Source organism: Halomonas sp. BL6 (assembly GCF_006228115.1).
GTDB lineage: Bacteria > Pseudomonadota > Gammaproteobacteria > Pseudomonadales > Halomonadaceae > Vreelandella > Vreelandella piezotolerans.
The window spans coordinates 169683-185807 of the sequence record NZ_VDGL01000004.1 but is presented as its reverse complement, the minus strand read 5'-3'; the positions used below and the strand labels follow the sequence as shown (position 1 = coordinate 185807).

Below are 16125 nucleotides of genomic sequence, written 5' to 3'. Positions count from 1 at the left end.
GTGTGGCGCATCTTATACAATCGTCAAGCGCAGATACCGAAATCGTCCAGCCGCTAGGCGCTTAAGCGTTGTACAACACGCGACCCAGCAGGCGCACATCGTAACCGCTCAGCGTACTGGCCCGCTGGGCAAAACGGGCCGTACGGGCAAACGCAAAGAGCGCCTGTACGGCAGGCTCGAAATAGCTGCGTCGATGCATCACTACATCGAACGACTCCTCTACGAGCGGGATGAACGCCAACTGCTGGCGCTGTGCCGCGGCCTGCATACCAAGGCCGACATCGGCATCGCCCTGAGCGATGGTCAGCGCCAAGTCGTCTTCGCTGAGCGCAGGGTGCGCCGCCCATCTCAAGGCTTCCGGCGGGATGCCCGCCTGCTCTAGCAAGCAGCTCAAGAGTTGCGCGGCCCCGGCACCCGGCTGGCGATGGGCCAGCACGGCTTTGCGCTTGGCAATGTCGTCCACCGATTGAATGCCCAGCGGATTACCCGGAGCTAACAGCAGGCCCTGGCGTCGTGTGGCCCAGTGCAATACGATCAAATCGCGCACGCCCCCAAGGCCCAACGCGGCCGGTTCGTTATAGCGCCCGGTAGCTGCGTCCAGCAAATGAATTCCCGCCAGCATCGCCTTGCCCTCCAGCAAGCGGCGCACGCCGTCGCCACTGCCCTGACACAACGAGGCCAGATCGCTGCCACTTTCGCGCACGGCCCACTCCAACAGCGGGTCCTGGCTGCCCACCAACACGGGCGGCGGCGGCTGCCGCTGCGCTTGGTCGCCCTCCAAGTGGCTAAGCACCCACATATCGATGTGCTGCCGAGGAAACAGCAGCTTTCCCGTAGCACGGCTGCAGGGAATATGACCTTGTCGGACGAGGTCGTACACCTTGCGCTCTTTCAAACGCAAATAGTCTGCCACTTCAGCGGTGGTCAAATAGTCGTTCGGCATGGTTCATCCTGCATCCAACTGCGTATGACTGCATATATTTCAGCAACCAATGCATTACATCAAGTAAACGTACACTATGCAGCTTGACGAACATGCTGAATTTTTCTCTTTATTCCGCGGCAATCGCACTGGCGTGTGCGCAACCCGGTGCTATTGAATCAGGTCCTTATGGCAGCTAGTGATAATCCTTTCTACACGGCGCTCACGCTGATTCTGAGCATGGACTCGAACTTGATCGACATCGTGGCGCTTTCGCTGCAGGTGTCGCTGAGCGCCGTGCTGATCGCCAGCGCTTTGGCGCTGCCGGTGGGTGCCGCGCTGGCGTTGTGGCGCTTCCCTGGTCGCAACGGCATGATCGTGGTGCTCAACGCGCTGATGGGGTTACCGCCGGTCGTGGCGGGTCTATGCGTCTATTTGATGCTCTCCAGAGCGGGGCCGCTGGGATCGCTTGGCCTGCTGTTCACACCCAGCGCCATGGTGGTTGCCCAAGTCATCCTGGTCTTTCCCATTATCGCTGCGCTGACACGCCAACAAGTGGAAGCCTTGCACCACGAGTATGACGAACAGCTTCGCTCACTCGGGCTAACGCCGCTACGCATGATGCCAACCCTGCTGTGGGATGCACGCTTTGGCCTGCTGACGGTCGTTTTGGCTGGCTTCGGCCGTGCCAGTGCCGAAGTGGGTGCGGTGATGATCGTCGGTGGCAATATCGATGGGGTGACGCGCGTGATGACCACCAGCATCGTGCTGGAAACCAGCAAGGGCGATCTGCCGTTGGCACTCGGCCTGGGCATCATCCTGCTGGCGCTGGTCACGTTGATCAATGCGCTGGCCCATGCGGTCAGTGAAGCGGCCAAGAGGCGATTAGGATGAACGCACCGCTCACTTCCTCCTCTCTCACCCCACTGGCCGATGTGCCAGCCCTACACTTTCAGCAGGCGAGCTTTACCCACCGCGGCCACGCATTGTTGGTGCCGACCACGCTCACGCTGTCTGGCTGTCAGCGCACGCTCATCATGGGGCCCAACGGAGCGGGTAAAAGCCTATTCATGCGCTTGGCCCACGGGCTGCTCAGCCCAAGTAGCGGCCAAGTCCGTTGGGAGGGCAAGCCGCCGGTGCAGGCCATGGTGTTCCAGCGGCCGGTTCTGCTACGCCGCTCGGTGATCGATAACTTGCGCTATGCGCTGGCCGTCAAAGACGTGCCACGCCCAAAACGCCAAGCGCTCGCCCTACAAGCGTTGGAAAAATTTGGCCTTGCCGCACTGGCCAAGCGCCCTGCCCGGGTGCTGTCGGGCGGCGAACAGCAGCGTCTAACCCTGGCCCGCGCTTGGCTGCTGAACCCCGCCGTGCTGTTTTTGGATGAACCGACCTCGGCCCTCGACCCTGCCGCCATCAAAGCCGTCGAGGACGCGGTCAACGAATTTCACCAGAGCGGCACGCGCATCGTGATGACGACCCACGACTTGCACCAGGCGAAGCGGCTCGCCGATGACGTGCTGTTCATGTATGGCGGACAGGTATTGGAACACACCCCCGCCGAGCGTTTTTTCGACGCCCCGACCTCTTCCCAGGCCAGGGCGTTCATCCGGGGCGAGCTGGTTTGGTAAGCCCCACCCAGCGTTGAACAAGACCCAAAGGAGCAGACCGTGAACAAAACCACCACGCTAATCACCGCCAGCGTATGCACGACCGCCTTGGCCTGGAGCGCTTCGCTACTCGCGGATGACGATTTCATTACGCTCGCCTCTACGACCTCGACCGAAAACTCAGGACTGTTCGACGCCATCATTCCCACCTTCACCGAGGCCACCGGCATCGATGTGCGCGTGGTGGCCGTCGGCACCGGACAGGCGTTCGAAATCGGCCGCCGTGGTGATGCCGACAGCCTTCTGGTACATGATACGGCAGGCGAGGAGCAGTTCGTGGCGGAGGGTTACGCTACGGAGCGTTTGGACGTGATGTACAACGACTTCGTGATCGTAGGACCCAGTGACGACCCGGCGGGCATCAGTGACAGCGAGAGCGTCGCCGACGCCTTTGCACGTATCGCCGAGAGCGAATCACCGTTTGCCTCACGCGGCGATGATAGCGGTACGAACCGCGCCGAGCTGCGTTTGTGGGAAGATGCGGGCGTGACGCCCCAAGGCGAGTGGTACCGGGAGCTGGGCAGCGGTATGGGCCCGACATTGAATACCGCTGCGGGTATGGACGCTTACACCTTTACCGACCGTGCCACCTGGGTCGCGTTCGATAATCCGCAAAACCTCACGCTGCTGTTCGAAGGCGACGAGGCGCTGTTCAATCAGTATGGCAGTCTACTGCTCTCGGAGGAGCGTCATCCGCACTTGAAGCACGATTTAGCTGCCCAGTGGCACCAGTGGCTGGTCTCTGAGGAAGGCCAGCAGGCGATTGCCGACTTTAAAGTAGACGGCCAACAGCTGTTTTTCCCCAACGCTGAGTAAGCCTATCGACAAAGCGCCAGCCCGCATTGAACGGGCTGGCGCAGGAATCACCCTCGGTTCAACTGGCGATCCACATCTTTTCGACCGAGCGAGTCGCTACCTCTCCCGGCACGTCGACATACCCCCGCACGTTGGCGCGATTGGCCGAAATCGAATCCATATACAGCGGTGCCACGGTGCTACCCTCCTGCTGATAGAGCACCTGAATGTCATGGTACATCTGACGCCGCGTGGCCTCGTCCTGTTCGCCGCGCGCCGCGATGATCAATTGATCGAGCTGCTCATTGGCCCAGCGCGCTTCGTTCCACGGCGCGTTGGATAAATTGACCATGGAGAGATAGGCATCCGCCGTAGGGCGGCTCGACCAACCGGACGCGCAGAATTCGTGCTGACGCCACACTTCCGACCAATAGCCATCGGCGGGTACGCGATTGACCTCCAGCGGGATGCCTGCGCGCTGGGCCGACTGCTGATACAGCTCCGCTGCCGACACCGCCCCTTCGAAGGTAGCGCCATCCGCAGTGCTCAGCCGAATGGGCCTGTCCATACCCGATTGACGCCAATGGTGAAGCGCTTTGTCAGGATCGAAGGCGTGGCTGGGCAGGTCGGTGGTGAAATAACGATTGCTGGGGAACAGCGGCGTATCGTTACCTACTTGGCCATAGCCTTGCACCAGCAGATTCAACAGCTGCTCTCGGTCGAGGGCGTATTTCATGGCCAAACGAACGTCTTTGTTATCGAAGGGCGCACGATCAGCCAAGCCAGGAAACGTCACTTGGAAGCTGCCCGAATTACGGTTGATGGTGAGCGATGACGCGCCCTCCAAACGGCTGACGATGCTCGGCGTCACGCGGTTGACGAAGTGCACCGACCCACTCATCAGCGCCGCCACCCGGGCGGTGGCATCGTTGAAGGCGCGGGTTTCGACGCTATCGACGAAGGCACGATCCGACTTCCAGTAGTTGTCGTTGCGCTTGACCAGGGTACGCACACCCGGCTCGAAGCTTTCCAGCACGAACGGCCCGGTGCCGATACCCTCATCGAAATTGGCACCTGCCGGCGTGATGGCAAAGTTTACCTCTCCCAGCAAATACGGCAGGTCCATATTGGGGGCAGAGAGCGTCATGACCACGTCGTGGCTGCCACGGGCGGCCAGCTCGGTGATCTGCTCCATGTAGCCCTTCACCGCCGAGGGCGAGTCCTCGGCTCGGTGATGGTTCAGCGAGTACACCACGTCCTCGGCAGTGAGGGTCTTGCCGTTGTGGAACGTCACCCCTTGCCGCAGGGTAAACACCCAGTGCGTCGCATCGTTCGTTTCCCAAGACTCGGCCAAACCGGGCGCCAGCGACCCGTCATCGTGAAGTTCAGTCAGGGTGTTAAACAGCTGGCGCCCCACGTGGTACATGTACTGCTCGAAGTAGTAGGCCGGGTCCAGGCGGTCGCTGGTGGAGGCATTGTCGATCGCCAAAATGAGATGCCCGCCGCGTTGCGGAGTGGCCTCCGTTTGCGCGCTCGCCCAGCGCGGCAGCAGTAGCCCGCCCAAAGCGCTGGCAGACACCGACAGCGCGGCGGAGCGCTGCAGAAACTGGCGCCGGGTCACGCCTGCCAAGTGCCCCTCGGCGGGCACGTTCGTTCCTTTCTTCATGGGGGAGTCGTCCTATGCAATCAATTACGACCAGCGGTCAGTCACGCACCGCCTCGGCCAACTTGGCAATATGCTCGGGGCCAATGCCACAGCAGCCGCCGATCATGCTGGCCCCCGCCGCCTGCCAGCGCTTGGCGAAGTCGGCGTAGGCGTCTGGCCCCAGGTCATCGCGCATATCGCTCACACCGGCGTTGGCGGCGATGCGGTTGCTCTGCGGCACGAAGCTATTGGCGTACACCCCCAAACGCAGCGTGGCCCCTTTGGCGTCCATGGCCGCCTGCGCCTGGCGTAGCGCCTCTTCCATTACCTCGGCTTGGCTACAGTTGAACAGCAGCGCCTCGCCACCCGCCTCGATCACCGCATTCACTGCTGCCTCCACCCCCTCGCCGGAGCGCAACGCGCAGGGCAGTTCGCCGTTTTCGTCGGCGTCTTGCAAGGTGAATGAGAACCAACGCGGACGAGGATCGTTCCCCAGCGCGGTGGCCACCGCTCGAGCCTCCTGCGTGGCGCTCAGCGTCTCTGCCAGCCACACGTCCACGTAAGGAGCCTGCCCCTCGATCAGCGTCGCCAACAGCTCGGGCGCGCGCTGGGCATCGAAGAGCGCTGGCTGGTAGGAGCCGAACAGCGGCGGCAGCGATCCGGCGACGGTCACCGCCTCCCCCGCCACGCTATCACGCGCCAACGTTCCCGCCAGCGTCGCCAGTGCCAGGCCGCGCTCGGCAAAACACGCCTCGCCAATATGAAACGGCACGACGGCATAGGCATTGGTGGTAATCACCTCGGCGCCCGCTTGGATGAAAGCGCGATGCGCTTGGGTCACACACTCGGGGGCTTCCATGAGCGCCAGCGCCGACCACTCCGGCTGGCGAAACGGCGCTCCCAGCCGCTTTAACTCACGCCCTAAACCACCGTCCAATAGGGTTAACATCGACTCTGGCTCCTTGGTGTCTCGATTCAGCTTTACCTAAAAGTTGACGCCGCAGAGCGGCGTCAACAAGGGTTCAATGGGGGCAGTGTTAGCGTCCCAGCAGCGCCCCAATATCTTTGGCTTCCCAATGCGGGAAATGTTTACGCACCAGGGCGTTCAGATCGCGCTCGAAGGCAGCCCAGTCGGTGGTCACCGCCTGCTCGCGAGCGTTCACCACGCCGCGAATCATACCCGCGCCCACGGTCACGTTGGTCAGCCGGTCGATCACGATGAAGCTGCCGGTGCCTGGGCTGGTGCGATAGTCGTCGACGGGGATAGCGGCGGTCAACTCCACCTCACAGCGGGCAATGGCGTTGAGGCTCAACGCATCGGTGGCATGCTTCTCCAGCGTGTTGACGTCTATCTGGTACTCGATGGCGCTGACCTGTCCCGCCAAATCCCGGGTGGCCAGCTTGATGTCGTAGAGCTTGCCGGGCGTGAGGGCATCTTCGTGCATCCACACGATATCGGCGCTGAAGACGTTCGACAGCGGAATCTCGGCATCGGCGCTGACGATCCAATCGCCGCGGGAAATGTCGATCTCGTCTTCCAGGGTGACGGTCACCGCCTGGCCGGGATAGGCCGCATCCAAGTCGCCGTCGAAGGTCACCACGCGCGCCACACGGGACGTTTTACCGGACGGCAGCGCCTTGACCGCCTGGCCTGGGCGCAACACTCCTGCCGAGAGCGTGCCGCAGTAACCCCGAAAGTCCAGGTTCGGGCGATTGACGTACTGAACAGGCAGACGCAAGTCGGTGAGGTTCTGGTCGCGGGTGATCTCGACGTTTTCCAGCAGTTCGATCAGCGTTTTGCCCTCGTAGCGCTGGCCATCCTCGAAGTACCAGGGCGTTTGCTCGCTGCGGTTGACGACGTTGTCGCCATTGAGCGCCGACATTGGCACGAAGCGGATGTCCGGCGCCTGCAGGTTGGTGGCGAATTCGCGGTACTCGTCGACGATCTCGTTGAAGCGCGCTTCCGAGAAGCCCACTAAGTCCATCTTATTGACCGCAATGACCAAGTGCTGAATACCCAGCAGGTCGGCAATGAAGCTGTGGCGACGTGTCTGGGTCTGCACACCGTAACGTGCGTCGATCAAAATGATCGCCAAACTGGCCGTCGAGGCGCCCGTGGCCATGTTGCGGGTGTACTGCTCATGTCCTGGCGTGTCGGCAATGATGAACTTGCGCTTGTCCGTCGAGAAGAAACGATAGGCCACATCGATGGTGATGCCCTGCTCGCGCTCGGACTGCAAGCCATCCACAAGCAGTGCCAGATCCACCGTATCGCCGGTGGTGCCGCTGGTTTTAGAGGCCTGGGTGATGGCTGCCAATTGATCCTCGAAGATCATCTTGGAGTCATGGAGCATCCGGCCGATGAGGGTAGATTTACCGTCATCGACGCTGCCGCAGGTAATGAAGCGCAGCAGGTCTTTGTTTTCGTGCTCGTGCAGATATTGCTCGATGTTATCGGCAATTAACGTCGATTGGTGTGCCATTAGAAGTACCCCTCACGCTTTTTCTTCTCCATGGAACCGGCCTGGTCGTGGTCGATGGCACGGCCGCTGCGCTCGCTGGTTTTGGTCAACAGCATCTCCTGGATGATTTCCGGCAGCGTGGCGGCCTTGGACTCCACCGCGCCGGTGAGCGGGTAGCAGCCCAGGGTTCGGAAACGCACCCACTTCTCTTCGGGCACTTCGCTAGGCGCTAACGGCAGACGGTCATCGTCCACCATGATCTGCATGCCGTCGCGCTCGACCACCGGGCGTTTGGCGGCGTAATACAGCGGCACGATCGGAATCGACTCGAGGTAGATGTACTGCCAGATATCCAGCTCGGTCCAGTTGGAGAGCGGAAAGACACGAATCGACTCGCCTTTATTGACCTTGGCGTTGTAGACGTTCCACAGTTCGGGGCGCTGGCTCTTCGGGTCCCAGCGATGGTACTTGTCCCGGAAGGAGTAAACGCGCTCTTTAGCCCGCGATGCTTCCTCGTCGCGGCGCGCACCGCCAAACGCGGCATCGAAACCATGTTGGGTCAAGGCCTGCTTGAGCGCCTGGGTTTTCATGATGTCGGTGTACTTGGCACTACCGTGATCGAAGGGGTTGATATTGGCCGCCCGCCCCTCCTCGTTGGTGTGCACGATCAGCTCCATGCCCGCTTCTTCCGCCATACGGTTGCGGAACGCGATCATTTCGCGGAATTTCCAGGTGGTGTCGATGTGCATTAGCGGGAACGGCGGCGTGCCGGGATAGAAGGCTTTGCGCGCCAGGTGCAGCATCACCGAGGAGTCTTTACCGATGGAGTACATCATCACCGGATTGCTGAACTCCGCCGCCACTTCTCGAATGATATGGATCGACTCGGCTTCGAGCTGCTTCAAGTGGGTCAGTCGGGCAGCATCTGGTGCGCTTGGCACCTGTTGCGACGCCGCCGACGGCGCAGAAAACTGGTTCATTACCTACTCCCTCACAAAACGGTGCTTGCGTTTATTAGACGGCTTTTCAAGGAAGCCTTTGCAAACAGGTACGACTGCCCAATGCGCACGAAACGCAAAGCGGGCATTTGTGGGTAGGGTAACGCCAGGTCAATAATAACCCAAAAGAATTAATAACTATCTTTTTAGAACCATAATGCCTAACAGACGCTAGACGGCGACGCGCTCCACCCAGGTCTGCCACTCATGGCCGTGAATATCGACGATACGATAGCCAGGGCGCGACGCTTCATCGATGGCAAACGCCTCTGCGCCCGGCAGAAACTGGTCTGACATGGCCGGGCAGCCGTAGACCCCGATATCACTGCCTGCCACTGGATGAAACTGCGCATAGGCTTGATGGGCATGGCCAAACAGAATCATCTTGACCTGCGGGTAAGCACTCAACAGCTGCCAAAACGCCTCGCGGTCTTGCAGGCCGATGGCATCCATCCAGGCAGCCCCCACATCCACCGGCGGGTGGTGCATGGCAATCATTGTCGGGCGATCGTCTTGCTCGAGCCGCCCTGCCAGCGCGCTCAGGGTATCGCTCCCTAACTCGCCGTGGGGCTTGCCGACGACCTGGGTATCGAGCAACAGCAAGCGCCACTGATCCAAATCCACTTCGTCGAGCAGCGGCTGCTCGGCACTCATCAGCTCTAGCTGATCATGGTTACCCGGTATCCAAAACCACGGACAGGGCAGCGCACTCAGCGCTTCTCGGGCGTGGGCATAGGACGCGGCAGTTTCGTCTTGGCTGACATCCCCTGTGAACACGACGACGTCGGGTCGCTCGGCAGCAACGGCTTCCAGTACGCGCTGGAACTGCTGCCACGGAATACCCGCGCGGGAGCGCGCCCGTTTATCTGCATGTAAGTGTGAATCGGTGATTTGGATAAGCCGCATTCACCTGGCTCCCTTGACCTGAATCGTATACGACGTGAATTAACGTAGTTCGGGTATGTCCACAGCATGCCCATGGGCAAGGCCGTGGGCCAACCATTCGCCTAGGAAGCAATTGAGCTGAAGCTTCTCGTCCGGCTGGTGCATACGGGCGTTGGGATAGCGGTAGCGGCCGCTGAAGTGGCGTTCGCGCTGAAAATCGATGACCTCCGCCATACGCACATCATGATAGAGATGTACCCGCATGCGCGGCCCTTCGATGACGCTATCCAGTGGCCCGCTCTGGGTCACTTCCACCAGCGTGGTATAGGGCGCTTGCTGAAGAATGGTGAGATGCAGATCGCCAAAGTGCTGGTGGTCGCCACGCAGGGCGATATCACGGCGCTGACCGCTCTCCATATCCCCCACCAGACGCAACAGGCGCAAATAGTTCGCGCTGCATTCGCCCTGCAGGGTTTTTAAATCGGTAACGTAGGCGGCTCTTGCCATGATGACTCCTTACTGGGTTCGCTTGGCGTCCGTCGTCGAGAGGGCGGCGCGTTGCGAGGCGGCACGCAGCGATGCCCGCTGCCCCGCCAGCCAATGCAGCCCAATCAACGACATGGCGTTGTCGAGTCTTCCCTGCTCTAGGAGTTCCCAAGCACGAGTAAACGTGACGATATGCACGCGGATGTCTTCGTGCTCATCGTCCACGCCATACACACCGCCTAGCCCTTGGGTATCCACTAGGCCGCAAAACAGCGTCACACGCTCGTTGCAGGCGCCGGGGCTAGGGTAGTAGGTGTGCAATTTGGTCAGTTGCCCTACTTGGCAGCCGGCCTCTTCCACCGCTTCGCGTCGAGCAACGTCCTCCAGGGATTCCTCTTTATCCACGAGACCCGCGACGAATTCTAATTTCCACGGAGAGGCGGGGTCATCGATCGCCCCGGCGCGAAACTGCTCGACTAGCACCAGCGCGTCACGGTGTGGATCGTACAAAAGCACACCGACCGCATCGTGGCGGTGATGCACTTCGCGGCGCATGGCTTTGCTCCAGCCACCCTCGAACAAGCGATGGCGCAGCTCCAGCGTTTCCAGGCGAAAGAAACCTTGATAGAGGGTATCGCGTTGGATGAGCTCGACATCCTCACGACCAAGCGTAGGGCCCATACGGCACTCCCGGTGTTCACAATCGTCCTATTATCAATGCTGCTCACCGGGAATGCCAATGCGGTGATTAACCGCGCGTAGGGTTCAGGGGAAAAGGTACATCATTTCATAGCTGACCAAGCAACGCCTCGGCCTCACGGCGCAGCGCCTCATCGGACACCTGGCGATTCTCTCGGGCCGTGCCGTTCACCGCGCGCTGGGCATGCTCGCGCGCCGCTGGGGTGTTGCCCTCTTCTTTTAAAAACGCCGCGTAGTAGTAGTTGACATCGATGCCGTCCGGGCGCAGCTCCAGCGCGCGCTGGAACATGCGCTCGGCAGTATCGCTGTTACCAAATCCCAGCGGGCGGCCTGGGGCTCGGTCATATAAAGCACCCAGCGTGACATAGGCCGAGCCGTTGCCTCCCGTGGGGTCGATCTCGATGGCGCGCTCCAACACGTCGCGGGCGTCACCGGCCGTCCCCAGCGCGCCCAATCCACCGCGTTCACGCGCGTAGGAGGCCAGCACAATACCCTGCCAAATCAGCACCTCGGCCTCATTGGGATACTGGTTGGCGAGCTGCTCGGCTTCGCTGGCGAGCGCTTTCAGCGTGTCTTCCCGCTGATTCGCGGGCATTTGCGTCACCGTGTGCTCCCAACGGTTCTTGAGTGAAAAGACCTCCCCCTCGAACGCCGATGCACTCAAGGGGGCCAGCGCCAGCGTGCTGCCCAGGGCGGCGGCGATCAACAAGCGGGAAAAGGGAATAGCGCGCATGGAAACCTCCAGGTTTGTTGTTGTAGCGGCTTTTTCATCGGGGCCTTAAAGCCCAACGATAGCTTACCTAGACAATGTAACGAACGTTTGAATGATTCGCCAGACATTCACGACGTTGTTATAAAACACCCCCTCGACGTAAGCTTATGGCTACCCGCAGAAGCGCCCGTTTGGGCGTACAAGGAGACGATGGACGTATGAAAGGTCGCAACATGACCCGCTGGCGGGATCCGGCAAAAGACCCACGCCAAGCGCCCAAAAGCAATTTGATCACCGCCGAAGGGGCCGCCCGACTGCGCGGCATTCTCGATCACCTTTCACGGGTAAAGCGCCCGGCGCTATCCGCCAAAGTGGGCGAAGCCGCCGCGCTGGGTGACCGCAGCGAAAATGCGGATTACACCTATAACAAGAAGGAACTCAACCGGGTCATTGCGCGCATCCGCTATCTCACCAAGCGGCTCGACGAGTTGCAGGTAGTGGACCGACTGCCCGCCAAAACCGACAAGGTCTTTTTTGGGGCCTACGTGAGTCTGGAGGACGACGAGGGAGAAACACTTCAGATTCGCATCGTCGGCCACGACGAGCTCGATACGCAAAAGCGCTGGATCAGCATCGACGCGCCCATGGCAAAGGCACTGTTGGGCAAAGAGGTCGATGACGACGTCACGGTGCTGACTCCCAACGGCGAAACGTTCTATACCGTGACGGCCATTCACTACGATACGCCAAGCGGCCCATGAGCTCGACGCCAAAGACGACTAGTTGACGGCGCGATACACCCGGAAACGCCGGTTGTCCGACAGCGTCTCGAACTCGCCCAGCGCGCGCTGTAATCGCTCCGGATAGGGCAGAAACGCATTGGCCACCAGCCACAACTGCCCTTTTGCCTGGAGGTACTCTACCGCTTGATCGATCAAGCGCGAGCTGGGGCCATAGCTGATGTCTCGCTCCTGATGAAACGGCGGGTTACTCACGATGACATCGAATCGCTCGCCGTCCAACGCCGAGTAAACGTCGCTCTCCAGCACCCTGCCCTCCAGCGCGTTCTCACGCAGCGTTCGTCGGCAGGCTTCGGCGGCGAAGGCGCTGACGTCGACAGCCGTGACCGCATGCCCGCGTTTGGCGAGCCACGCGCTGATGATGCCGTCGCCACAGCCCATATCAAGCACTTTTAGCGGTTTTTTCGGCAGCGCTGTCTCCAGGGCCTGCAGCAGAAGCTGCGTTCCCTCGTCGACTTTGCCGTGACCAAACACGCCTGGGTGGCTGACCAAACGCATATCCAGGGCGTCAAAGGTTTGCCAGGCGCTCTCAGGCGCTGCCATGTTCACCGTGCGGGTGGCAAAGAGCGTGCAGCGGCGGGCGTTATCGAGCTTGTCGCACGCCATGCCCAGCTCATCCAGTATCTTAGGCACGCGTTTGATGCCCCCTTGATGCTCGCCCACGATATCGACCGGCGTATCGTCAGGCAGCACGTGGCAGAGCCACGCCAGCCACCATTTGCCTAGCTGATGGGCTTTGGGCCAAAACAGCACCACCTGACCGTCGGGTAGGCAGTCGAACGGCGCGAAAGGACTCATGGCTTGACGCGCACTGGTCTGCCACTGCTCCCGCAGGGCAACATTGTCACTCACCATCGCGGCGGAGTGGTTTAACAGCCACGTATCGTCTGGAGGCGCGACAGGCCATAGCCGAGCGGCCTGCCCGTAGTAACGTTCCAGCAGCTGGCAAGTAGGCAGTTGAGCACTCATACATCAGCCTCGGGTTTGGTAACGGTATAAAGCAAATAGCGGCCTAAACGCCAATGGGGGTCTTGCTGGCAATACTGCTTTTCAAGCGCCAGCAACGCTGCTTGATCGCTTGCCTTCTCAGGCGCCTGACGAACGTAATCCTGAAAAATACGGATACCCGCGACGCTCTCGATACGTAAGCCGTTCTGACTCACCCACTGGCCAATCTCGTCATGGGTAACGGGGGTAATCGGCGTTAAGCGCTGGCGCTTGCCTTTACCTTCCAACTGATCGCTCAAGGCTTTTTGATAGTTGCCCTTCACCACGTTGGAAAAGCGCAGCGCGTCGCGGTTGAACACCATCAGACTCAGTTGACCACCGGGAGCAAGCAGCGTTGCGAGGGTGTTCAGCGCTTGCTCGGGATTGCCTAACCACTCCAGCACCGCGTGACAGGCGATCAGCGGCCAAGGACCAAGTGCTTGGCTGGGCAGCGCCTGTAGAGGAGCCTCCACATAGCGAAGCTGCCCCGGTGGCCACGCCACAGCGGCCTCTTGCTCAGCGTGCCACGCCTTGGCGTGGGACAGCATATCGTGGGAAGGCTCCGCCATGGTGACCGTGTGACCACGTGCGGCAAACCAGCCGGAGAGCTGCCCCAACCCACCGCCAACATCCAGCACGGGCTGGGCCGTCAAGCGCAGCATTCGCGGCAGCAGATAGTCCAACATCGCGAGGCGCAGCTCGCCCCGGGGTGCTTGGTAGAGCGAGCGAGAGAACTTATCTGCCAAGCCATCAAAGTAGCGGTCGCCAGCGTCGGTTAATTCGTAGGTCGGGTGCATGCATGTAGGCCTGAATGATCACAACGAGCGCAATATCAAAGCCGCGTAGTTTACCCTGCTTGTATCGTTAACGCTCGCCAAGCCATACCCATCAGGCAGCGAGCTGGCGGATCCTTCACTCGGTCTATTGCCTTTCTTGCCAGGAGTGATTAGTGTAAAAATCAAAATGGGAACGTTACCATTGTAAAAAGAGCCATCAAATCATCTATGCCGCCTACTTCTCGCGCTACGCTAATCGAAGTCGCTAATGTAGCGAACACCTCAAAAACGAGTGTTTCCCGCTATTTTGGGCCGGAACGCCACAAACTCTCGCCTGCCCTTCAAACGCGCATCAAGCAGGCCGCTGATGCTCTCCACTATCAGCCCAATTTAATCGCACGTGGGCTAAAAGGCGGCGGCTCCAGGCTTTTAGGCATGCTGGTAGCCGATATACGTAACCCCTTTTCCGTGGCCATCGTCCACGGTGTCGAAGTGGCGGCACGTAAACACGGCTATGCACTGATTGTCTGCAATACGGATAACGACCCCGCCCTAGAGCAACGCCATTTGGCTTCTCTGGCGGCCTACCAGGTAGAGGGGCTGGTTGTAAACGCAGCGGGACAACCTCAACAACTACTGCAGACCATTATGCACAGTGGCTTACCGCTGGTATTGATCGACCGTGAAGTAGGCAAAATCAACGCCCCGGTGATTGGCCTTGATAATGCGCTTGCCATTGATATGGCACTTAACCACCTATCCCATCAGGGCTATCGCTGCGTGCTTTACGTTAGTGAGGCCCCAGAGCAAGCCAGCGCCCGTCAAGAGCGCCTGCAACGCTACCAACAGCAAAGTGCCTCGTTAGGGCTGGATAGCGCCATATTAACCAGCCTTGACGAGCAAGAGACGACCCCGGCACTGCGCGACTTAATCCAAAAAAACCGGGGGGTCTCCTGTGCCGTGCTGTGTGCCAATGGCAATGCCACGCTTGCCATGACGCGCTGCTTTCAACATTTAGAGATCGCCATGGGAGAGGTAGGGTTGATAGGTATAGATGAGCTCGACTGGTGCGAACTGGTACCCCCAGGCATCACTACTCTCGCCCAGCCAACCGATGCAATCGGCAGCGCGGCAGTCACTTACCTACTCAATCAAACCCTCCCTTCCAAGGCCGCGAAGGAAGTGCAGCACCATCACCCGCCAGTACTTATTCCACGGGGCAGCACTCAGTTGATAGGCCCCTCTGCTCACTTGTCCCCCTAATAACGACACCGCCACTATCAAACAAGTTTTGAGGCTACTAATGACACACTCTGTTTCTTCACCCAGCGTACTTACTTTTGGCGAAGCCATGGCAATGTTTGTGGCAGACACCACAGGAACCCTGGCGGATATTGAGCATTTTCAGCGCCGTTTGGCGGGTGCGGATAATAACGTCGCGATTGGCCTTGCTCGGTTGGGCTTCCATGTCAGTTGGTTAAGCCGGGTAGGCAATGACGGTTTTGGTCAGTTTATTCGCCAAGCACTTGAAGCCGAAGGTATCGATGGCCGACATATCCATACCGACTCCCAGCACCCTACCGGCCTGCTATTCAAAGAGCGCGCCAGCGGAGGAGCCGACCCCAAAGTTACCTATTTCAGACGCGGCAGCGCCGCCAGCCATCTTTCTTCTAACGATGTCGACGGCGTAGATTTTGATGCACTCCAGCATGTCCATGCCACCGGCATCACACCCGCCCTTTCAGACAGCGCCTGCCAGCTAACCCGTCATATCATGGAGCAGGCGCACCTTCGGGGGGCCACGATCTCCTTTGATCCGAACCTTCGCCCTTCCCTATGGCCCAGTGAAACGAAGATGCGCGACACGCTTAATGAACTTGTCTCACTAGCTGACTGGGTGCTTCCCGGGTTATCGGAAGGCCAACTCCTTACTGGTCAGAAAACGCCCTACGACATAGCAGGTTACTATCTGGATCAAGGCGCTTCAGCGGTCATCATCAAGCTGGGGCCAGAAGGCAGCTACTACCGCGGCACCCTAGCCGGCTACGAGGAAAGCTTTACCGTTGAAGGCTGCCATGTCGCGGAAGTGGTCGACACCGTAGGCGCAGGCGATGGCTTCGCGGTGGGTGTCATCAGCGCGCTGCTCGACGGTTGCTCGGCCCGCCAAGCCGCCCAACGTGGCAATCTCATTGGAGCGCAAGCCATTCAAGTCATTGGTGATATGGAAGGCCTACCCCACCGCTCACGACTTCAAGCGTTAGAAGCAGAACAAAAATTTTAATACCAACGAC

17 protein-coding genes are annotated in these 16125 nt (G+C 59.9%); 6 read left to right on the top strand and 11 right to left on the bottom strand.

All coding sequences use genetic code 11. The features are described 5' to 3' along the window. Positions 1-61: 61 nt before the first annotated feature. Entirely contained in the window at positions 62-943 is an 882-nt protein-coding gene (locus FHJ80_RS10370; RefSeq protein WP_139527085.1) for a helix-turn-helix transcriptional regulator, read from the bottom strand. A 168-nt stretch (positions 944-1111) separates the two neighbouring features. On the opposite strand from FHJ80_RS10370, the gene FHJ80_RS10365 reads away from it, so the two are divergent. From FHJ80_RS10365 to FHJ80_RS10355, 3 genes are read left to right on the top strand one after another with little or no spacing between them, the layout of a single operon-like run. Continuing rightward, complete coding sequence (locus tag FHJ80_RS10365) at positions 1112-1816, top strand: ABC transporter permease (RefSeq protein WP_139527084.1); 705 nt, start codon at positions 1112-1114, stop codon at positions 1814-1816. Continuing rightward, positions 1813-2550: an ATP-binding cassette domain-containing protein gene (locus FHJ80_RS10360; RefSeq protein WP_139527083.1), complete on the top strand. Its 738-nt coding sequence runs from the start codon at positions 1813-1815 to the stop codon at positions 2548-2550. The genes FHJ80_RS10365 and FHJ80_RS10360 overlap by 4 nt, the downstream gene beginning before the upstream one ends. A gap of 39 nt (positions 2551-2589) precedes the next feature. After that, positions 2590-3405, top strand: a complete 816-nt coding sequence (locus FHJ80_RS10355; protein WP_139527082.1) for a substrate-binding domain-containing protein — start codon at positions 2590-2592, stop codon at positions 3403-3405. A 58-nt stretch (positions 3406-3463) separates the two neighbouring features. Here the strand turns inward: FHJ80_RS10355 and FHJ80_RS10350 are convergent, their stop codons facing one another. The 8 genes from FHJ80_RS10350 to FHJ80_RS10315 all read right to left on the bottom strand — a co-directional run bounded on the left by FHJ80_RS10350 (position 3464) and on the right by FHJ80_RS10315 (position 11292). Next, complete coding sequence (locus FHJ80_RS10350; RefSeq protein WP_139527081.1) at positions 3464-5050, bottom strand: ABC transporter substrate-binding protein; 1587 nt, start codon at positions 5048-5050, stop codon at positions 3464-3466. A gap of 37 nt (positions 5051-5087) precedes the next feature. Beyond that, positions 5088-5978 (bottom strand): homocysteine S-methyltransferase family protein, encoded by an 891-nt coding sequence (locus FHJ80_RS10345; RefSeq protein WP_139527080.1) that lies wholly within the window; start codon positions 5976-5978, stop codon positions 5088-5090. An 88-nt stretch (positions 5979-6066) separates the two neighbouring features. Next, positions 6067-7512: a sulfate adenylyltransferase subunit CysN gene (gene cysN, locus FHJ80_RS10340; RefSeq protein ID WP_139527079.1), complete on the bottom strand. Its 1446-nt coding sequence runs from the start codon at positions 7510-7512 to the stop codon at positions 6067-6069. Beyond that, entirely contained in the window at positions 7512-8471 is a 960-nt protein-coding gene (cysD, locus tag FHJ80_RS10335) for a sulfate adenylyltransferase subunit CysD (protein ID WP_139527078.1), read from the bottom strand. The genes cysN and cysD overlap by 1 nt, the downstream gene beginning before the upstream one ends. A gap of 189 nt (positions 8472-8660) precedes the next feature. Further along, positions 8661-9395 carry a phosphodiesterase gene (locus FHJ80_RS10330; protein ID WP_139527077.1) on the bottom strand — a complete coding sequence of 245 codons (735 nt, stop codon included), beginning with the start codon at positions 9393-9395 and terminating at the stop codon, positions 8661-8663. Positions 9396-9434: 39 nt separating this feature from the next. After that, positions 9435-9881, bottom strand: coding sequence for a DUF1249 domain-containing protein (locus FHJ80_RS10325; protein ID WP_139527076.1), 447 nt, complete (start codon positions 9879-9881; stop codon positions 9435-9437). Positions 9882-9890: 9 nt separating this feature from the next. Then, positions 9891-10541: an NUDIX domain-containing protein gene (locus FHJ80_RS10320; RefSeq protein ID WP_139527075.1), complete on the bottom strand. Its 651-nt coding sequence runs from the start codon at positions 10539-10541 to the stop codon at positions 9891-9893. A 106-nt stretch (positions 10542-10647) separates the two neighbouring features. Next, the gene (locus tag FHJ80_RS10315) at positions 10648-11292 is read right to left on the bottom strand and encodes a TRAP transporter TatT component family protein (protein ID WP_139527074.1); all 645 of its coding nucleotides are present in this window, start codon (positions 11290-11292) and stop codon (positions 10648-10650) included. A gap of 197 nt (positions 11293-11489) precedes the next feature. On the opposite strand from FHJ80_RS10315, the gene greB reads away from it, so the two are divergent. Then, positions 11490-12032 (top strand): transcription elongation factor GreB, encoded by a 543-nt coding sequence (gene greB, locus FHJ80_RS10310; RefSeq protein ID WP_139527073.1) that lies wholly within the window; start codon positions 11490-11492, stop codon positions 12030-12032. 18 nt (positions 12033-12050) lie between these two features. Here greB and FHJ80_RS10305 read toward each other — a convergent pair whose 3' ends face one another. Together FHJ80_RS10305 and FHJ80_RS10300 are read right to left on the bottom strand one after the other, a co-directional pair. Beyond that, complete coding sequence (locus FHJ80_RS10305) at positions 12051-13040, bottom strand: methyltransferase (protein WP_139527072.1); 990 nt, start codon at positions 13038-13040, stop codon at positions 12051-12053. Beyond that, positions 13037-13855 (bottom strand): methyltransferase domain-containing protein, encoded by an 819-nt coding sequence (locus FHJ80_RS10300; RefSeq protein WP_139527071.1) that lies wholly within the window; start codon positions 13853-13855, stop codon positions 13037-13039. Before FHJ80_RS10300 ends, FHJ80_RS10305 begins: the two co-directional genes overlap by 4 nt. Positions 13856-14062: 207 nt before the next feature. On the opposite strand from FHJ80_RS10300, the gene FHJ80_RS10295 reads away from it, so the two are divergent. Both FHJ80_RS10295 and FHJ80_RS10290 read left to right on the top strand, forming a co-directional pair. Next, positions 14063-15097: a LacI family DNA-binding transcriptional regulator gene (locus FHJ80_RS10295; protein ID WP_139527070.1), complete on the top strand. Its 1035-nt coding sequence runs from the start codon at positions 14063-14065 to the stop codon at positions 15095-15097. 40 nt (positions 15098-15137) lie between these two features. Then, a complete protein-coding gene (locus FHJ80_RS10290; protein WP_139527069.1) occupies positions 15138-16115 on the top strand; it encodes a sugar kinase in 978 nt (325 codons plus the stop codon). Positions 16116-16125: the final 10 nt, after the last annotated feature.

What these genes read in the sequence shown, in the direction of transcription:
- FHJ80_RS10370 (WP_139527085.1), bottom strand. Translation starts at nt 943, where the DNA reads ATGCCGAACGACTATTTGACCACCGCTGAAGTGGCAGACTATTTGCGT.
- FHJ80_RS10365 (WP_139527084.1), top strand. Translation starts at nt 1,112, where the DNA reads ATGGCAGCTAGTGATAATCCTTTCTACACGGCGCTCACGCTGATTCTG.
- FHJ80_RS10360 (WP_139527083.1), top strand. Translation starts at nt 1,813, where the DNA reads ATGAACGCACCGCTCACTTCCTCCTCTCTCACCCCACTGGCCGATGTG.
- FHJ80_RS10350 (WP_139527081.1), bottom strand. Translation starts at nt 5,050, where the DNA reads ATGAAGAAAGGAACGAACGTGCCCGCCGAGGGGCACTTGGCAGGCGTG.
- FHJ80_RS10345 (WP_139527080.1), bottom strand. Translation starts at nt 5,978, where the DNA reads ATGTTAACCCTATTGGACGGTGGTTTAGGGCGTGAGTTAAAGCGGCTG.
- cysN (WP_139527079.1), bottom strand. Translation starts at nt 7,512, where the DNA reads ATGGCACACCAATCGACGTTAATTGCCGATAACATCGAGCAATATCTG.
- cysD (WP_139527078.1), bottom strand. Translation starts at nt 8,471, where the DNA reads ATGAACCAGTTTTCTGCGCCGTCGGCGGCGTCGCAACAGGTGCCAAGC.
- FHJ80_RS10330 (WP_139527077.1), bottom strand. Translation starts at nt 9,395, where the DNA reads ATGCGGCTTATCCAAATCACCGATTCACACTTACATGCAGATAAACGG.
- FHJ80_RS10325 (WP_139527076.1), bottom strand. Translation starts at nt 9,881, where the DNA reads ATGGCAAGAGCCGCCTACGTTACCGATTTAAAAACCCTGCAGGGCGAA.
- FHJ80_RS10320 (WP_139527075.1), bottom strand. Translation starts at nt 10,541, where the DNA reads ATGGGCCCTACGCTTGGTCGTGAGGATGTCGAGCTCATCCAACGCGAT.
- FHJ80_RS10315 (WP_139527074.1), bottom strand. Translation starts at nt 11,292, where the DNA reads ATGCGCGCTATTCCCTTTTCCCGCTTGTTGATCGCCGCCGCCCTGGGC.
- greB (WP_139527073.1), top strand. Translation starts at nt 11,490, where the DNA reads ATGAAAGGTCGCAACATGACCCGCTGGCGGGATCCGGCAAAAGACCCA.
- FHJ80_RS10305 (WP_139527072.1), bottom strand. Translation starts at nt 13,040, where the DNA reads ATGAGTGCTCAACTGCCTACTTGCCAGCTGCTGGAACGTTACTACGGG.
- FHJ80_RS10300 (WP_139527071.1), bottom strand. Translation starts at nt 13,855, where the DNA reads ATGCACCCGACCTACGAATTAACCGACGCTGGCGACCGCTACTTTGAT.
- FHJ80_RS10295 (WP_139527070.1), top strand. Translation starts at nt 14,063, where the DNA reads ATGCCGCCTACTTCTCGCGCTACGCTAATCGAAGTCGCTAATGTAGCG.
- FHJ80_RS10290 (WP_139527069.1), top strand. Translation starts at nt 15,138, where the DNA reads ATGACACACTCTGTTTCTTCACCCAGCGTACTTACTTTTGGCGAAGCC.